The sequence below is a fragment of the Chryseobacterium viscerum genome (assembly GCF_002899945.2).
Classification (GTDB): domain Bacteria; phylum Bacteroidota; class Bacteroidia; order Flavobacteriales; family Weeksellaceae; genus Chryseobacterium; species Chryseobacterium viscerum.
The window spans coordinates 21,057-34,691 of record NZ_PPEG02000010.1; the positions used below are offsets into that span (position 1 = coordinate 21,057).

The window sequence follows — 13,635 nt, forward strand, 5'->3', positions numbered from 1 at the left end:
TAATATTGAAATTTAATGAAAAATTTTAACGTTAGAAACTGGTAATGATTCTATTAATTCCTTCTTCTAAAATTTCCTGTGATGTAGAAAAGCAAATTCTGATATGACCTTCTGCCCCTTTTCCAAACCATCTTTCTGATCCGGGAACAATGGCCACTTTTCCTTGTGTTAAGACATGTTGGGCGAACTCATCGCTGGACATTCCGTTTTCAATCTTTGGAAATAATACAAACGTAGCTTCGGGTAGGTTAGGCGTTACAATTTCTGAACGGCTCAATAATCTAAAAGCAAGATCTCTGTTGTTCTGTAAATGATTTAAAAATTCTTTATACCATGGTTTTGCTTTCTCCAATGCCACAGTTCCGGCAATCTGTGATAAGGTAGAGACTCCCTCTATCGTAGAATTGAAATTGGACTTTTCTGTAAAATCTTCAAGAATATCCTGATCGTTACACAATACCGCTCCGATTCTCAGCCCGGCGATCCCAAACGATTTTGAAAAACCATAAACGGTAAAGCTCTTTTTCTTTGCCTTTTCAGAAACAGAAGAGTAGGTGTGGAAATCTTTGTTGTCATAGATAATATCACTCCAGATCTCATCACTCATTACCCACAGATCATGCGCTGAAGCGATCTCAGCGATTTTTATTAATATTTCTTTAGAATAAACCTTTCCCAATGGATTGTGCGGATTGCATATGCTGATAAGCTTGGTCTTTGAACTGATTAAAGAAACCATTTTTCCGAAATCAATGTCTCCGGTAGTGGTATCAACAGGGCAGAGCACTACCTTTCCACCAGCGGTCTCTACCGATTTTTTGAATAGAAAATCTACAGGATCCAGAATAATGGCTTCATCTCCCGGATTCAGAACATAGGAGGCGATGAGGTACATTCCCTGGGCGGCGCTATTGACTGCTAGTATGTTTTCAGGAGAAAAGGTGCCCTGTTTTTCTTTGTTAAAGTGATCTGCAACGCTTTTTTTGAATTCAGGAAGTCCGGAGAAGGGTCCGTAGCTCAGATAGCCGTCTTTAAGGTATTCTATAATTCCATGTTCTATTTCTGGAGCGGTCCTAAAATCAGGGTCAGCTGCTGTTAAAGGGATGATTCCTTCTTCCAGGGTTGCCCATCTTCCGTTGTAGGCTTTTCTTTTTAGTGCTTCAAAGTTGATATCGTTATTGGTAAACATTTTTATTTGTATGATATGGGTAAAATATTTTCTGTTTGCTGGTCAAGCGGAAGTAAAAACTGATTCAGTAATGTCCTTCCATTGTTGATGTGGACTTCAATTTCCGGTTTCCTTTCGGCTTCATATTTACTGAAGGCTTCTGTTCTATTATTCTTTTCAACTAAATATTTAGTTAATGTAAATGAATCTTTCAGTGCTGAAGTAACTCCCTGACTTGTAAATGGAATCAGTGGATGTGCTGCATCACCGATGAATACAATGTTGTCTTTATAAAATGGATTCAATTTTTCCAGTTCATAAACGCGCCATAAATGTACGTTTTTGTAGTCTGATTTTTTTATAATTGACGGGACCAAAGGATGCCATTTTTCAAAAACTTCCAGCATATATTTCTTTAGATTGTCTGCAGAACACTCATTGATACGGTATTTCTCGTTGTCAAACTGGGAATACCAAAGAATTGTATCTTCAGAAAGTTTGAGAATTCCAAAAGTCAGTCCGCCTTCTTCATGATGAAATTTCATAAAATCATTTTCAAGAGATTCTGCAATCTCTTTATTTTCAATGATATTTACCACTTCACTTTCCCTTACGATTCTTATTTTTTCATCTTTAAAAAGTTCCTTTCTGATGTGGCTTCTGGAGCCGTCAGAAATAATAATGATGTCTCCATCAATATTGGTTCCATCAGAAAGTTTTACTTTTCTACCCTGCTTATCATCGGAAATGATGGTTTCCTCGTAAGTTATTTTTTCAGAGGAAATGTTTTGGGATAGGAGATCAATTAATTGATGTCTCGAAATAGCAAAAACGCTGTCTAACTCCTTTTCTGCAAGTATTTTTCCTGTATGGGAATATTGTATGTATTTTTTCAGGAAATTTCCATGCTTATGAAGAAGGCCGGGATCAATAATCTGATAAAGATAGTTCATCCCCTCCTGCGGAATGAGAAAGCCGTGGCCTGCTAAATCTTCTTTTTTTCTTCGTTCGTAAATGTGATAATCTATCTTATATTTTTCTAAGTAATTCGCCATGCTTAAGCCGGAAATACCAGCGCCCACGACAGCAATTTTGTTCATTTCGGAATAACGGATTTTCAGGTTGGTTTTTTAAGTATTTTTAAATCTATTTCATTAGATCAGTACAAAATTAAAATTAAAAACATTTACTATTGATAAAAATGAAATTATTTGATTTTGATTTTGAGAAAAATACAATGAAAAATAAGGTATATGCTTGTTGGTGAAAATATGTGGTTGATTTATATGTACTTATGAAATATATATATGTTGTTATAGATGAGTGATTTTTATTAAGTAAAATAACTTGTAAGGGAATAGAAATTTGTTTCTGCAATATGCTTTTACATGTAATACATAAAAAAACCGGAAAAAATTCCGGTTTTATCATTAAGCTTTTTCAAGCTGAACTGTAAAGTGTCTTAAGATTTCCGGTTCCCAGACGATTTTATATCCTTTTGCTATTTCTTCACGTCTTTCGTATACGTTCTTTATAGCTGCAGCAATATAATCCATATGGTTATTCGTATAGGTTCTTCTAGGAATTGCCAGACGTACCAATTCTAATTTTGGATAACGGTTTTCTCTGGTTGCAGGATCTCTGTCAGCCAGTAACGTTCCGATTTCTACGGTTCTGATCCCTGCTTCTTTATAAATTTCAAGACCTAATGTTTGTGCCGGATATTCTTCACGGGAAACATTCGGAAGGAAGTTCAAAGAATCGATGAATACAGCGTGTCCTCCAATTGGTTTCTGAACAGGAATTCCATATTCAATCAGTTTATTTCCAAGATATTCAACCTGAGAGATTCTGCTTTCAAGGTAAGCAAATTCAGTTGCTTCATCCAGACCTACTGCCAATGCAGCCATATCTCTTCCAGCCATTCCTCCATAGGTAATAAATCCTTCGTAGATGATGGTGAAGTTGGATGCTTTTCTGAAAACATCTTCATTATTCAACGCGATGAATCCACCGATATTGACAAGACCATCCTTTTTGGAGCTCATGGTCATTCCGTCTCCGTAAGAGAAAACTTCTTTGCAGATTTCCTTGATGCTTCTGTTTTCCTGTCCTGCTTCTCTTTTTTTGATGAAGTAAGCGTTCTCAGCAAATCTCGCCGAATCGAAGAATACAGGAATCCCATACTGATCTGAAAGAGCTTTTACAGCTTTCATATTTTCCAAAGATACCGGCTGGCCTCCTGAAGAATTACAAGTGATCGTAATTAAACAGAAAGGAATGTTTTCCTTAGGGTGGCTTTTGTAAACTTCTTCCAGTTTTTCAAGGTTGATGTTTCCTTTGAATGGGTGAAGATCATTAATGTCAAAAGCTTCGTCTATCGTACAGTCGATGGCATGTGCCTTTCTGATCTCGATATGTCCTTTTGTGGTGTCAAAATGCGAGTTCCCGGGAACTACGTCACCTTCTTTTACCAATACTGAGAAAAGAACGTTTTCAGCAGCTCTTCCCTGGTGAGTTGGCAATAAATATTTGAATCCGGTGATGCTTTCTACTGTTTTTTGTAATTGTTCAAAAGAACGTGATCCTGCATAACTTTCATCTCCTGTCATTAGAGCGCCCCATTGTCTATCGGACATTGCTCCGGTTCCGGAATCGGTAAGAAGGTCAATATAAACGTGTGAAGATTTTAAGTTGAAAAGGTTATAATTAGCTTCTTTAAGCCATTGCTCTCTTTCTTCTCTGGTAGATTGGTAGATTTCCTCCACCATTTTAATGCGGAAAGGCTCCGCGTACGGTAATTTCATGAGTTAAAATATGTTTTAAATTGTTTGTAAAGAAAATGTGTTTGAAAATAATTTTCAAAATTCATCAATGTATACATAAGACGCAGGAAAGAATTATTCCGGTGCCTTAAATATGTTTTCATCAGAATGGAATCCGGCTACACCGCCACTCACTGCAAACTTCATTGCAGAAGCTGCTGTCATTCCCACTACAGGTTTGATGTTTTTTTCTTCAGTAACAATTACCCAGCCCGAGATGGCGTACGAGTGGGGAAGATATACCGCAACGTAATTATGCTTGTCAACGTCCGACATTTCTTTTTGAGTTAAAAAACCGATTCTCCAGATTTCCGGATTTTCATTGGTTTTTACCCATACAGGATCGTTGAATTTTTTCTTGTCGCCTACGAATGAAGACATGACATCTTTCGTAGGAGTGTAAATGTGTTTTACTCCCGGAGTTTTCTCCAGTAAGCTGTCCATCGTATCGAAAAAGAACCTTCCGACTACGAATTTATTTCCTAAAAACCCTAAAATTGCTGTAAACAGTATAATTGATACGAAAACAAGCCCCGGTACCTGCTTGGCAAGAGAAGGGATAAGATTGTCAATAGCACTTACCACATACCAGATGACAAAAATGGTAAGCCCGATAGGACCAATGATCACTAATCCCTGAAAAAAGTTTTTCAGAAAAAAATTGGCGATATTTTCAAAGCTTGGCTTCTTCAACGTTTACTCTTTACTATTTATATTTTAACCGTGAATGGTTTCTTTATTCCCGTAGGATTTGATAATACTGGCTTCATATTCCAGCCATTCTTCCCAACGTTGGTTTACCTTTTCGATATCGCCCAACTGTCTTGCGAAACCAATGAAAGTCGTATAGTGATTAGCTTCTGAGATCATCAATTCTTTATAGAAAGTTTTAAGCTCTTCATCCTTAATGTTTTCAGTAAGAACTTTGAACCTCTCACAACTTCTTGCTTCAATCATTGCTGCGAAAAGAAGTTTGTCAACAATCAAATCTTCTCTGCTTCCCTGAACTACAAACTTAGCCAGTTCATTGACGTAATCATCTTTTCTGGCTTTTCCGAAAACAAACCCCCTCTTTTTGATAATTTTGTGAACCTTGCTGAAATGGTCAAGCTCTTCCTGCGCAATGGCAATAAGTTCTGTGACGATTTCCGGATGTTCGGGGAGCATATTGATTAAACTGATGGCATTTGTTGTGGCTTTCTGTTCGCACCACGCATGATCCGTTAAAATTTCTCCTATGTTTCCTTCTGCAATATTTGCCCACCTTGGATCGGTAGGAAGTTTCAACTTAAACATGTTTTGAATTTTTTGTAAAATTAAAATAAATTGCGGTAATAAAGATTATTTTATTTCAAATTGACTGTTAATCTGTTAAGAAGCTGTTTTTTTTCTTAAAAACCCTAAGATTTGCCATCCCTGATCGTCTACTTTTTTTAATCCAGCAGCGAGAATGAAAGCAAGAATAATATTAAGGATATAAATGAAGATCATCAGAATCCACCAAGGCATATTCTCTTTCAAAGGAACTACCAGGAAATAAACCAGTGATGAGCTGATCCCTTGTGCAAAGTAGAAGAAAATAGCATTCTTTCCGATATGGGTGATAAGACTTTCTTTTGTAATTTTTAAACGATTATAGAGAACAAATAATGTTACCAGAGAGAACGATGCCCAGATGATATAAGGAATCTTAGGTGGAAATTTATTTTTATTGATCTTATAAAAAATTTCCCCTCCATAATACCAGAACATCCATACAAGAGCTGCTCCAACAAGTGCATATAATACAGGAATTGCTTTGGTCGGTATTTTTTTTCCACGCATTTTGTTTCCTATTAAAAAGACTGCAAGATAAAAGGCAACATATCCCACCTGTCCTGTCGGATAATATTCCGGGAAAATGTTGAATAATAAGGTTAATGCAATGCTAAGTCCAATGAACCAGTTAATATGCTTCGGAAAAAACCTCAGAATGAGTACTCCGAAAACAGTAAGGATAAAATAAACTTTCAGATACCAGAAGCTTCCCATAACCACCGGAAATGTATCTGCATTGGTATACTGATGAAGATACCAATTACCCAGGTTTTCCCATTGAGGATAGGTTGAAATACTGGTCGTGGAGTATTTGGAACCAAATGTTGAATAAAAACTCTGAAGCCATTCCATAGAAAAGAAACTGAGCCCGAAAACTTTAAAAAAGTAATCTAAAAAGAATAGGAAAGTCACAAAAATCATATAAGTGATCTGCAGCTTTAGAAGACGGTAGAATGTTTTTTCAATATTGGCTCCTGAAGTAATACCACTGAGTGCATAAAATAGAGCCACATCAAAAACAAGAGAGAAGACTCTTACTTCTGCGGGAATATAAAACTGTCCAGACCAGAAAGCTGTATGGATAAAGATGATGGAGAGTGTTGCCAGTCCTTTGGCGAAATCAATATAGAGATCTCTGTTCATTTTAGATTGATTGGAAGTTCTTTTGTTATTTTTTCAAAAATACAAACAAATTGATTTTATAAAACATAAAAAGGCTTTTAAAACAAAAAAAGGGGCGGAACATACTGCCCGCCTCCTTTCTTAAATATGCTAAAAATGAATGTTCTCGTTTATTTAAGATGTTTAAATTCTTCTGCAGAAATTTCTCCTGACTGAATTTTTCTCAGCTCATCGATATACTGACTCATGTATGCGTCAATTTCAGGATTTACTGTGTTTTTAGCCATCTTATAAGTACCATTTAATACTCCTTGATAGTAATAGAAGAAGTTATAATCAAAATTTGAAGCATTAAGATCATACTGTCCTAAAAGAAATCCTAAACGGACTGCAGATCTTCTTTGTGCAGGGGTTCCGTGGTGGCCAGGACTGTTTGTCTGATAATCTCCAATACTTTGTGCAAATTCGTAAGCAGCGGCAATTTCAGAGAAATTGGTTTTGTTATAACCATTTGGTCTTCTCAAGTAGTACCCTGCAAAACCGTCAGCTTCAAGCTCATTAGGTCTTGCTGTATTTTCATTTACAGAAGGAAGCCCAAAGATGTATTGCAGCTGATGTCCATACTCATGAGCAAGGATCATCGCATTGACAATATCACCTCCTTTTGCTTTTGCATCATAATAGATGGCATATCCATAATAGATTTTCCCTGTAGAATAGGAAATCGCATTATACGTTGAGTTGAAATTGGATGGATCATTCACAAATCTCAACGTAGGATTGCTTCTTCCCCATAAGCTTGCAATTTTAGTCATCTGTGAATTCATAAAATTGGTGTCTGTGGAGTTTTGAAGTCCTGTCACTAAAACTGAATTGGAACTCCAGTTGTTGTCTACATAGTAACAGATTTTTTCAAGATCTCCAGGTTGATCAATTTTTGCACTAAGTGCTTCTGGCTGAGGTTGAACATTGTTGTCCATTTGGTCATCACTACATGCTGTTAATGATGTAACAGCAATGGCGCCTGCTAATAAGCAGAGATTAAAGTTTCTTTTCATATATATAAATTCAATTTGGTAAAACGAATGTATGAAATTATCTCTTAAGTGTGAGTACTTTATTGTAAAAAATTATTCAAAGCATAGTGAATAGGATTTATATTAAAAAAACATTGCTTTGATTGTAAGCTATTTAGAAATTTATATGTATATTTGCACCTCGAAATAACTAAAAATTTATAAACAATGTTTGCAATTGTAGAAATAGCAGGGCTTCAATACAAAGTTGAGCAAGACCAGAAGTTGTTTGTAAACCGTTTAAAAGGAGATAAAGGAGGAAAAGTTTCTTTCGATAAAGTTCTTCTTACTGTAAACGGAGCAATCACTGTAGGCGCCCCAGCTGTAAACGGAATCACTGTAGAAGCAGAGATCCTTGACCACGTAAAAGCTGATAAAGTAATCATCTTCAAAAAGAAAAGAAGAAAAGGTTACAAAGTGAAAAACGGTCACAGACAATCTTTAACTCAAATCGTAATCACTGGTATTACTGGTTTTGAAGCAGGAGCTAAGAAAGCTGCTAAAAAAGAAACTGTGAAAGGTGAAGTTCTTTCAGACAACGCAACTGTTAACTTTAGTGAAGATCACGAGCTGAACTATCACTTAAAGAAAAACAACTTGTCTCAGTCTAAAGAGAACAGAGAAACTTTAATTACTTTAGGTAAAGCAGTTAAAGTTGAATTAGAAAAGAATATTCTTACACATGAAGAAGTAGATGCTGCTATCATTAAGAATATCGATCAATTTAAAGCACTTAATAAATAATCCAGTAATAAAATGGCACACAAGAAAGGAGTCGGTAGTTCCAAGAACGGTAGAGAGTCTCACTCTAAAAGATTAGGTGTGAAGATTTTCGGAGGACAAGCAGCTATTGCCGGAAATATTATTGTTAGACAAAGAGGTACTCAGCACCACCCAGGTGATAACGTGGGAATCGGTAAAGATCACACTTTGTTTGCATTAGTAGATGGTAAAGTAGTTTTCAGAAAGAAAGCAAACAACAGATCTTTCGTATCTGTAGAACCAAACGCATAATTAATTAAGCGTTTTATAAAAATTAAAGCCTCAGTATTTATTTACTGAGGCTTTTTTTTGTTTATTCAATTTCACCAAAACATTTTCATATATATTCATTTCTTTGTGAAATATTTTTATATTTGTTAACTGTCCAATTATGAATCAGTTGCGAAGGCCGAAAAGCATAAAGAGTAGGCGGCAAATTAAAACAAAATATCTATGAAAAATCTAAGAAAATTAACTAAGAAGAATTTGAAAAGTATGACAGGTGGAGTAGCGGCAACCTGCCCATCCATGTTTCAGTCTTGTGATGAATGGTGCAGATGGTCTCCATGGCAAAAATCACACTGCATGCTTTCTCAGCCCTGTACAGAGTGTTTTGAATAAACTTATTTGAAATATAGATCAAAGCTGAATATGTTAAAATGTTCGGCTTTTTTTAGTTAAAAATTCTTAATAATATCCTGTGATGGTGAAATATTTATATATTTGTCCGTAATCAAATAAAAAATCATTGCGGAAGCCGAAAAGCAGAGAGAGTAGGCAACAAATAAAACTAAATATAATCATGAAAAATTTAAGAAAATTAACAAAGAAGAATCTCAAAGAAATCAGTGGAGGAGCCGCTTTAGGATTATGTCCATCAAAACCAATCAGATCATGTGATATCTGGTGTGGTATGACACCAGAACAAAAGATGCGTTGCCTTCTTGATGTAGAAGAGCCTTGTGAGTGCTTTTAATCATCATCTCTGACTTTTTATAAAGCTGAAAATAAAAGATCGGCGGCTTCTTTGAAGCCGCCGATCTTGTTTTATATTATTTACGGTTTAGAATCCTACCTGGAATCCTGCTTTAACACCGAATTTTGAAATATCCGGTCTGTCAAGATAATTTCCTCTCCAGTTGAAATCAACTCTGAAAATTCTTAGGTTTCCGATTCCTATATTTTCAATCCCGAAACCATACTCGTAATAAATGTGCTCGCTTGGTGCAGAGTATTTAAAGCCTTCTACATTGATTGCTTTGGAAGCATCGCTTAATGTTCCGTAAGCAGCTCTGATAAAAGCAACCTCTCTTAGCTTCAGCTTTTTAATCAAAGGAATATAAGAAAGTATTTTGCCATTAAAATGATGTTCTAAATGAAGGGTTGTATACGCATCAGCAACAAATTCATAATAGTTTAGCTGAGAAAATGTATTAGGTGCCAGCCCATAGGAAAGATTGGCAGGAATGATATTCTGCAATGCCAAAGGAACGGTATTGAAGTTTTTCCCGGCTTCAAAATTAACAATCAATTTTCCCATACTTCCAATCAAAAATGGCTTATAAAGCATGAATTGCAGCTTGTCATAATTGAAGTCCGCATTGAAAAGGCCTTCTATACCTCTGGTATATCTTAAAACAATTGTAGGAGCTAGGTTTCTCGCCTGATATCGGTCAATACCGGTTTGTGAGAATTTTGCTCCGGGCTTTGCTATTAAGCTGATTGTTACATGAGAATCATTCGTTGTTTGTCTCAGCTGCCCATCCTTAAAATACATAAGGTTGAACTTTTCAGGAATAGCCGATTTCACGCTCTGCATCACTCCGTCTACTCTTATCTGGAAATTCTTCCATGGTTCAATAGCGGCGAAAACATTGGTCTGGTTTACAGAACTTAAAGAAATATTTTCTCCTCTCGCAAAGAAAGTACTGGAAGATAAAGAACGGGAGGCAACTCCATCTCCGGCAGTAAGCTGTCCGCCAAGCTGAACAATGTCTCTGCTGGTTCCTGCCCCAATCATGAAGCGGTTGAGCCTATTGAACATATATCTTGCTTCCACTCCGTATTTGAACTGGTGATCTTTGAAACCGTAAGCAGTATAAAACTGAACTCTCCATGGATCATTCAATCCAAAATAGGATCTTGCTCCTAGTCTTATTCTATCTCCTTCTACTTCATTTCTTCCATAAATTGAAAAAATAGGACCGATATCTATCCCTTTAAAGGCGTTGTAATAACGGGAACCAAGGGTTTCAAACAGCTTTACCATCCTATTGAATTTCGGAGTCTGCTGAAGCTGATCAAGCATGTTGTACACACCCTGCTCTGCTTTAGATAAAGTATCAGGTCTGGCTTTGGTCCAATAAGCGTCGTCTTTATTCGTAAACTTGTCCTCGTATTCTTCCTCCGTGCGTTTGAAGACTTTTGGATCAAGAGGTTTGTTGAATTCATAATCGGAATAATCTACCGATCTTTTGGCTATAATACTTTTAGATCCTTTCTTTTTTGAAAAAGGACTCATTTCAAATTCTGTAACCAACTTTTTAGGAAGAAATGTTGATTCATCCGGATTATCATACTCTACCTGCGTATACACACTGTTGATGAAATTCACACCAATTTTCTGGGTTGATTTTAAAGTCGCTCCCAATACAGCATAGGTATCCGTATCAATATATAGATTTCCCTGGAATGCAAGAACATCTTTTCTTTTAGGCTGATATCGTATTTGAAAAGCTTTCTCCCCACGGATAGTAATAGTATCCATCAGGTTGTAATCATAGGTTCCAAATCCGTCACTTCCTACCGGGCTCTGGAATCCGATATCAAAATAATTCAGCGTATTATCGTAGATATTAATGTCACGATATAGGTTTTTAGCGGAAACGGTAATCACCTGATTGTCCTGAAATCCTGAAGTCTTTTGGGCTACCAGTGTTCTTTTACTGTTCTTGTCAGGTCTGTTTTTACCATAATTTTCATAGACGGCTTCATTCAGGAAGATAGGAAGGCCAAGTCTTCCGCTCGCGGTAGAATCTGCATAATTGAAAATGAAATCCAGTTTATTGAAAATCTTTTTCTTCATGAATGCACTGTCCAGATTGTTAAGGTCAAACTGGGTTTTTTCGTATTCTTTGTACGAATAGGTATCAAACTTTTCTAACCCGTTATTTCTTTTCTGTGCCCATACTTTCTGCATAATGGCATAAGCAGGGTTTTCTTTTTTGTTCTTGTATTTGGTTTTTCCACCTTGTAATACGACTTCCTGGATGTCACTTACTTTAGCCTGGGAAAGCTGTACGAAAACATTTTCAGCATTTTCTGGAGTGATATCGAGCGTTTCTGCAGTATAATTTTTTCTGGAAAATTTTAACTTATGGATAATGCTATCTGATTGTACAGTGAAGCTTCCTGATATTGTCGTCAGGGAAGGCGTTTTATTGTCGTTGATAAAGATATCAACTTTAGTGAGCTCTTTGTTATTTTTTTCGTCAACCACCTTACCGCTGGCTTTGTTTTGGGCAGATACCGAACTGGCGAGGATTAGGAAAAAAAATAAGAGATAGTGTTTTTGGGAGTTATTGTTTAACATCATTCGTTTCTTCAGGCAATTAGCATAAACAAAAAGCATGCAGTTTATTTAAAAAATAAGGTAAAAAAATAAAATATTTTTATTCTACTATATAAAACGACAAATGTAGCAAAAATTATATATGTGTTTGGTAAAATTAATAGGGAAATTTTAATGCTTATAAGGATAAGAATCAGTGAATTAATGACAATTAAAACATCATTCTGTTTATGAGTTATTCAGACGTACTTTCGAAGGAGTTTATTCATAAAAAAAGACCTACGTTTCGGTAAGTCTTTTTTTCTCTGTATTGCTGGGTTAGGAAGAGTAATTTGTTAACTGGATCATCATGCTCACATTTTGTACTGTAGGTGAGTTTTCTTCGATAAAAACTCTGAAAGAATTAGGAGTAATATCATGAATAACAGGCTGATACCAGTCGTTGTCGTTGTTGTATTGCGAATAGTTATTTCCTGACACATTGGAGAGTATAGTAAGCGCTATATTCTGAGGTCCGGATAAATTCAAATTATGGGTTACCAATAGATCATTATTACCCGATGTAACATTCATTTTAGAAGACGAAACAATAAATCCCGAGGTAGGTAAGTTAACAGTCCCTGAAAAACCTTTAATATCTCCATAATTGACTGAACCATAATATGAAGTATAGTTTTGTACAGAAGTAGAGATCCTTTCCCATTTTGTTCCATCATTGATGTATAATCCTGGTGAGACGTTATTGGGTTGTGTTCCGGATGTTGCTGTATTGTAAACGACCATGCCCTGAACATGAGAAGCTAACGGTAAAGCGAGATCGGTTGCTAAAAGCTCTAATCTGGGAGGTAATAATCCTTTATCTGCAGCAGAAATATCTAATATACATGAGCTGTTAGGAATCGTAGTTCCTATTCCTACACTTCCGGTATCAGTTACAACAAAATCATTAGCTTGTTGTGCAGCTGTTGGCAAACCTGTTGTCGCATTATCTTTGGCTCCATCCACGTTAAAAATGCCCTGTGGATTGGTTGTATTGATTCCTACCTGAGAATAAAAATTTTTCGAAAGGATCATAAATACAATGTAAAAGCTCTTTTTCATGTTGTATATTTTTTTGAATTAAAGGAAATATTGTTCGGTTATAAAGCTTTTTATATGAGCAACCGGAAAAATTTCGGATTGCTAATGAAACATGTGTTTATATGTTTTTCATCAATTTGTTTTTAAAATGATTATCGGTGGGAATATGGAATACAGGAACAGAGAAAATTGTGAAATTTTATCATCATAGAGTGCACTATGGAACCTGAGGAAATTTTTTTCTCATATGTGAAGGAAAATTACATGTGATTGTTTCGTGATTTTATGTTTGCAAATATAGAAACAGTAAAGATGACAGAACAAGGAAATGGCTGTTACTATTCGGAAAGTGACAAGTGTTGAGTGAGCTTAAAATACTGACTGTTAGATTTTTATTTGTTCTTTTGCTTAGCTGCGAAATGAACTCAAATGAAGGCGCTTTTATCTCTTTTTTAAGCATTTGAGCAAAAAGAGGCATGTGATAAATAACCGGAGACCTCTTCAAGGTAGCTTATTTTGTAGTTAAGGTATTCCAGATAATTAATCTTTTTTGGATGTCAGTTTTGAATAAATAAAATCGAAGTAAGCAGAAAATAAAAAGACTTACAGAAATGTAAGTCTTTTTTGCTCCTCCTCTTGGGCTCAATACTTAAGATTTTTCATGTTGATATTTAGTTATTTAGATGTTGGTTTTTAATAGGGTATGCCTAAAAG

The 13,635-nt window shown here is 35.8% G+C and carries 13 protein-coding genes; 4 read left to right on the plus strand and 9 right to left on the minus strand.

Features of this window, described 5'->3' with window-relative positions; translation table 11 throughout:
* Window positions 1-31 precede the first annotated feature (31 nt).
* The 7 genes from C1634_RS21235 to C1634_RS21265 form a co-directional block, all read right to left on the minus strand.
* The gene (locus tag C1634_RS21235) at window positions 32-1,189 is read right to left on the minus strand and encodes a pyridoxal phosphate-dependent aminotransferase (protein ID WP_109739099.1); all 1,158 of its coding nucleotides are present in this window, start codon (window positions 1,187-1,189) and stop codon (window positions 32-34) included.
* Between the two features lie 2 nt (window positions 1,190-1,191).
* Window positions 1,192-2,268, minus strand: a complete 1,077-nt coding sequence (locus C1634_RS21240; protein WP_109739100.1) for an FAD-dependent monooxygenase — start codon at window positions 2,266-2,268, stop codon at window positions 1,192-1,194.
* Between the two features lie 330 nt (window positions 2,269-2,598).
* Entirely contained in the window at window positions 2,599-3,975 is a 1,377-nt protein-coding gene (locus C1634_RS21245) for a tryptophanase (protein WP_103231338.1), read from the minus strand.
* Window positions 3,976-4,068: 93 nt separating this feature from the next.
* On the minus strand, window positions 4,069-4,686 hold the full coding sequence (locus C1634_RS21250) for a DUF502 domain-containing protein (protein ID WP_103231339.1): 618 nt from the start codon (window positions 4,684-4,686) through the stop codon (window positions 4,069-4,071).
* A 24-nt stretch (window positions 4,687-4,710) separates the two neighbouring features.
* Window positions 4,711-5,289: a tRNA-(ms[2]io[6]A)-hydroxylase gene (miaE, locus tag C1634_RS21255; RefSeq protein ID WP_103231340.1), complete on the minus strand. Its 579-nt coding sequence runs from the start codon at window positions 5,287-5,289 to the stop codon at window positions 4,711-4,713.
* Between the two features lie 75 nt (window positions 5,290-5,364).
* Window positions 5,365-6,453 (minus strand): acyltransferase family protein, encoded by a 1,089-nt coding sequence (locus C1634_RS21260; protein WP_103231341.1) that lies wholly within the window; start codon window positions 6,451-6,453, stop codon window positions 5,365-5,367.
* A 149-nt stretch (window positions 6,454-6,602) separates the two neighbouring features.
* On the minus strand, window positions 6,603-7,490 hold the full coding sequence (locus C1634_RS21265; RefSeq protein WP_103231342.1) for a neutral zinc metallopeptidase: 888 nt from the start codon (window positions 7,488-7,490) through the stop codon (window positions 6,603-6,605).
* Window positions 7,491-7,676: 186 nt separating this feature from the next.
* Here C1634_RS21265 and rplU point away from each other — a divergent pair, with 186 nt between their 5' ends.
* The 4 genes from rplU (at window position 7,677) to C1634_RS26155 (ending at window position 9,246) form a co-directional block, all read left to right on the plus strand.
* Window positions 7,677-8,252, plus strand: a complete 576-nt coding sequence (rplU, locus tag C1634_RS21270) for a 50S ribosomal protein L21 (protein ID WP_103231343.1) — start codon at window positions 7,677-7,679, stop codon at window positions 8,250-8,252.
* A gap of 12 nt (window positions 8,253-8,264) precedes the next feature.
* Entirely contained in the window at window positions 8,265-8,522 is a 258-nt protein-coding gene (gene rpmA, locus C1634_RS21275) for a 50S ribosomal protein L27 (protein ID WP_027372929.1), read from the plus strand.
* A gap of 201 nt (window positions 8,523-8,723) precedes the next feature.
* On the plus strand, window positions 8,724-8,891 hold the full coding sequence (locus tag C1634_RS26150; RefSeq protein WP_153816345.1) for a hypothetical protein: 168 nt from the start codon (window positions 8,724-8,726) through the stop codon (window positions 8,889-8,891).
* A 181-nt stretch (window positions 8,892-9,072) separates the two neighbouring features.
* Window positions 9,073-9,246, plus strand: coding sequence for a bacteriocin-like protein (locus C1634_RS26155; RefSeq protein WP_153816346.1), 174 nt, complete (start codon window positions 9,073-9,075; stop codon window positions 9,244-9,246).
* 87 nt (window positions 9,247-9,333) lie between these two features.
* Here C1634_RS26155 and C1634_RS21285 read toward each other — a convergent pair whose 3' ends face one another.
* Window positions 9,334-11,865 (minus strand): DUF5686 family protein, encoded by a 2,532-nt coding sequence (locus C1634_RS21285; protein WP_228410129.1) that lies wholly within the window; start codon window positions 11,863-11,865, stop codon window positions 9,334-9,336.
* A gap of 294 nt (window positions 11,866-12,159) precedes the next feature.
* Window positions 12,160-12,942, minus strand: coding sequence for a hypothetical protein (locus C1634_RS21290; RefSeq protein ID WP_103231344.1), 783 nt, complete (start codon window positions 12,940-12,942; stop codon window positions 12,160-12,162).
* Window positions 12,943-13,635: the final 693 nt, after the last annotated feature.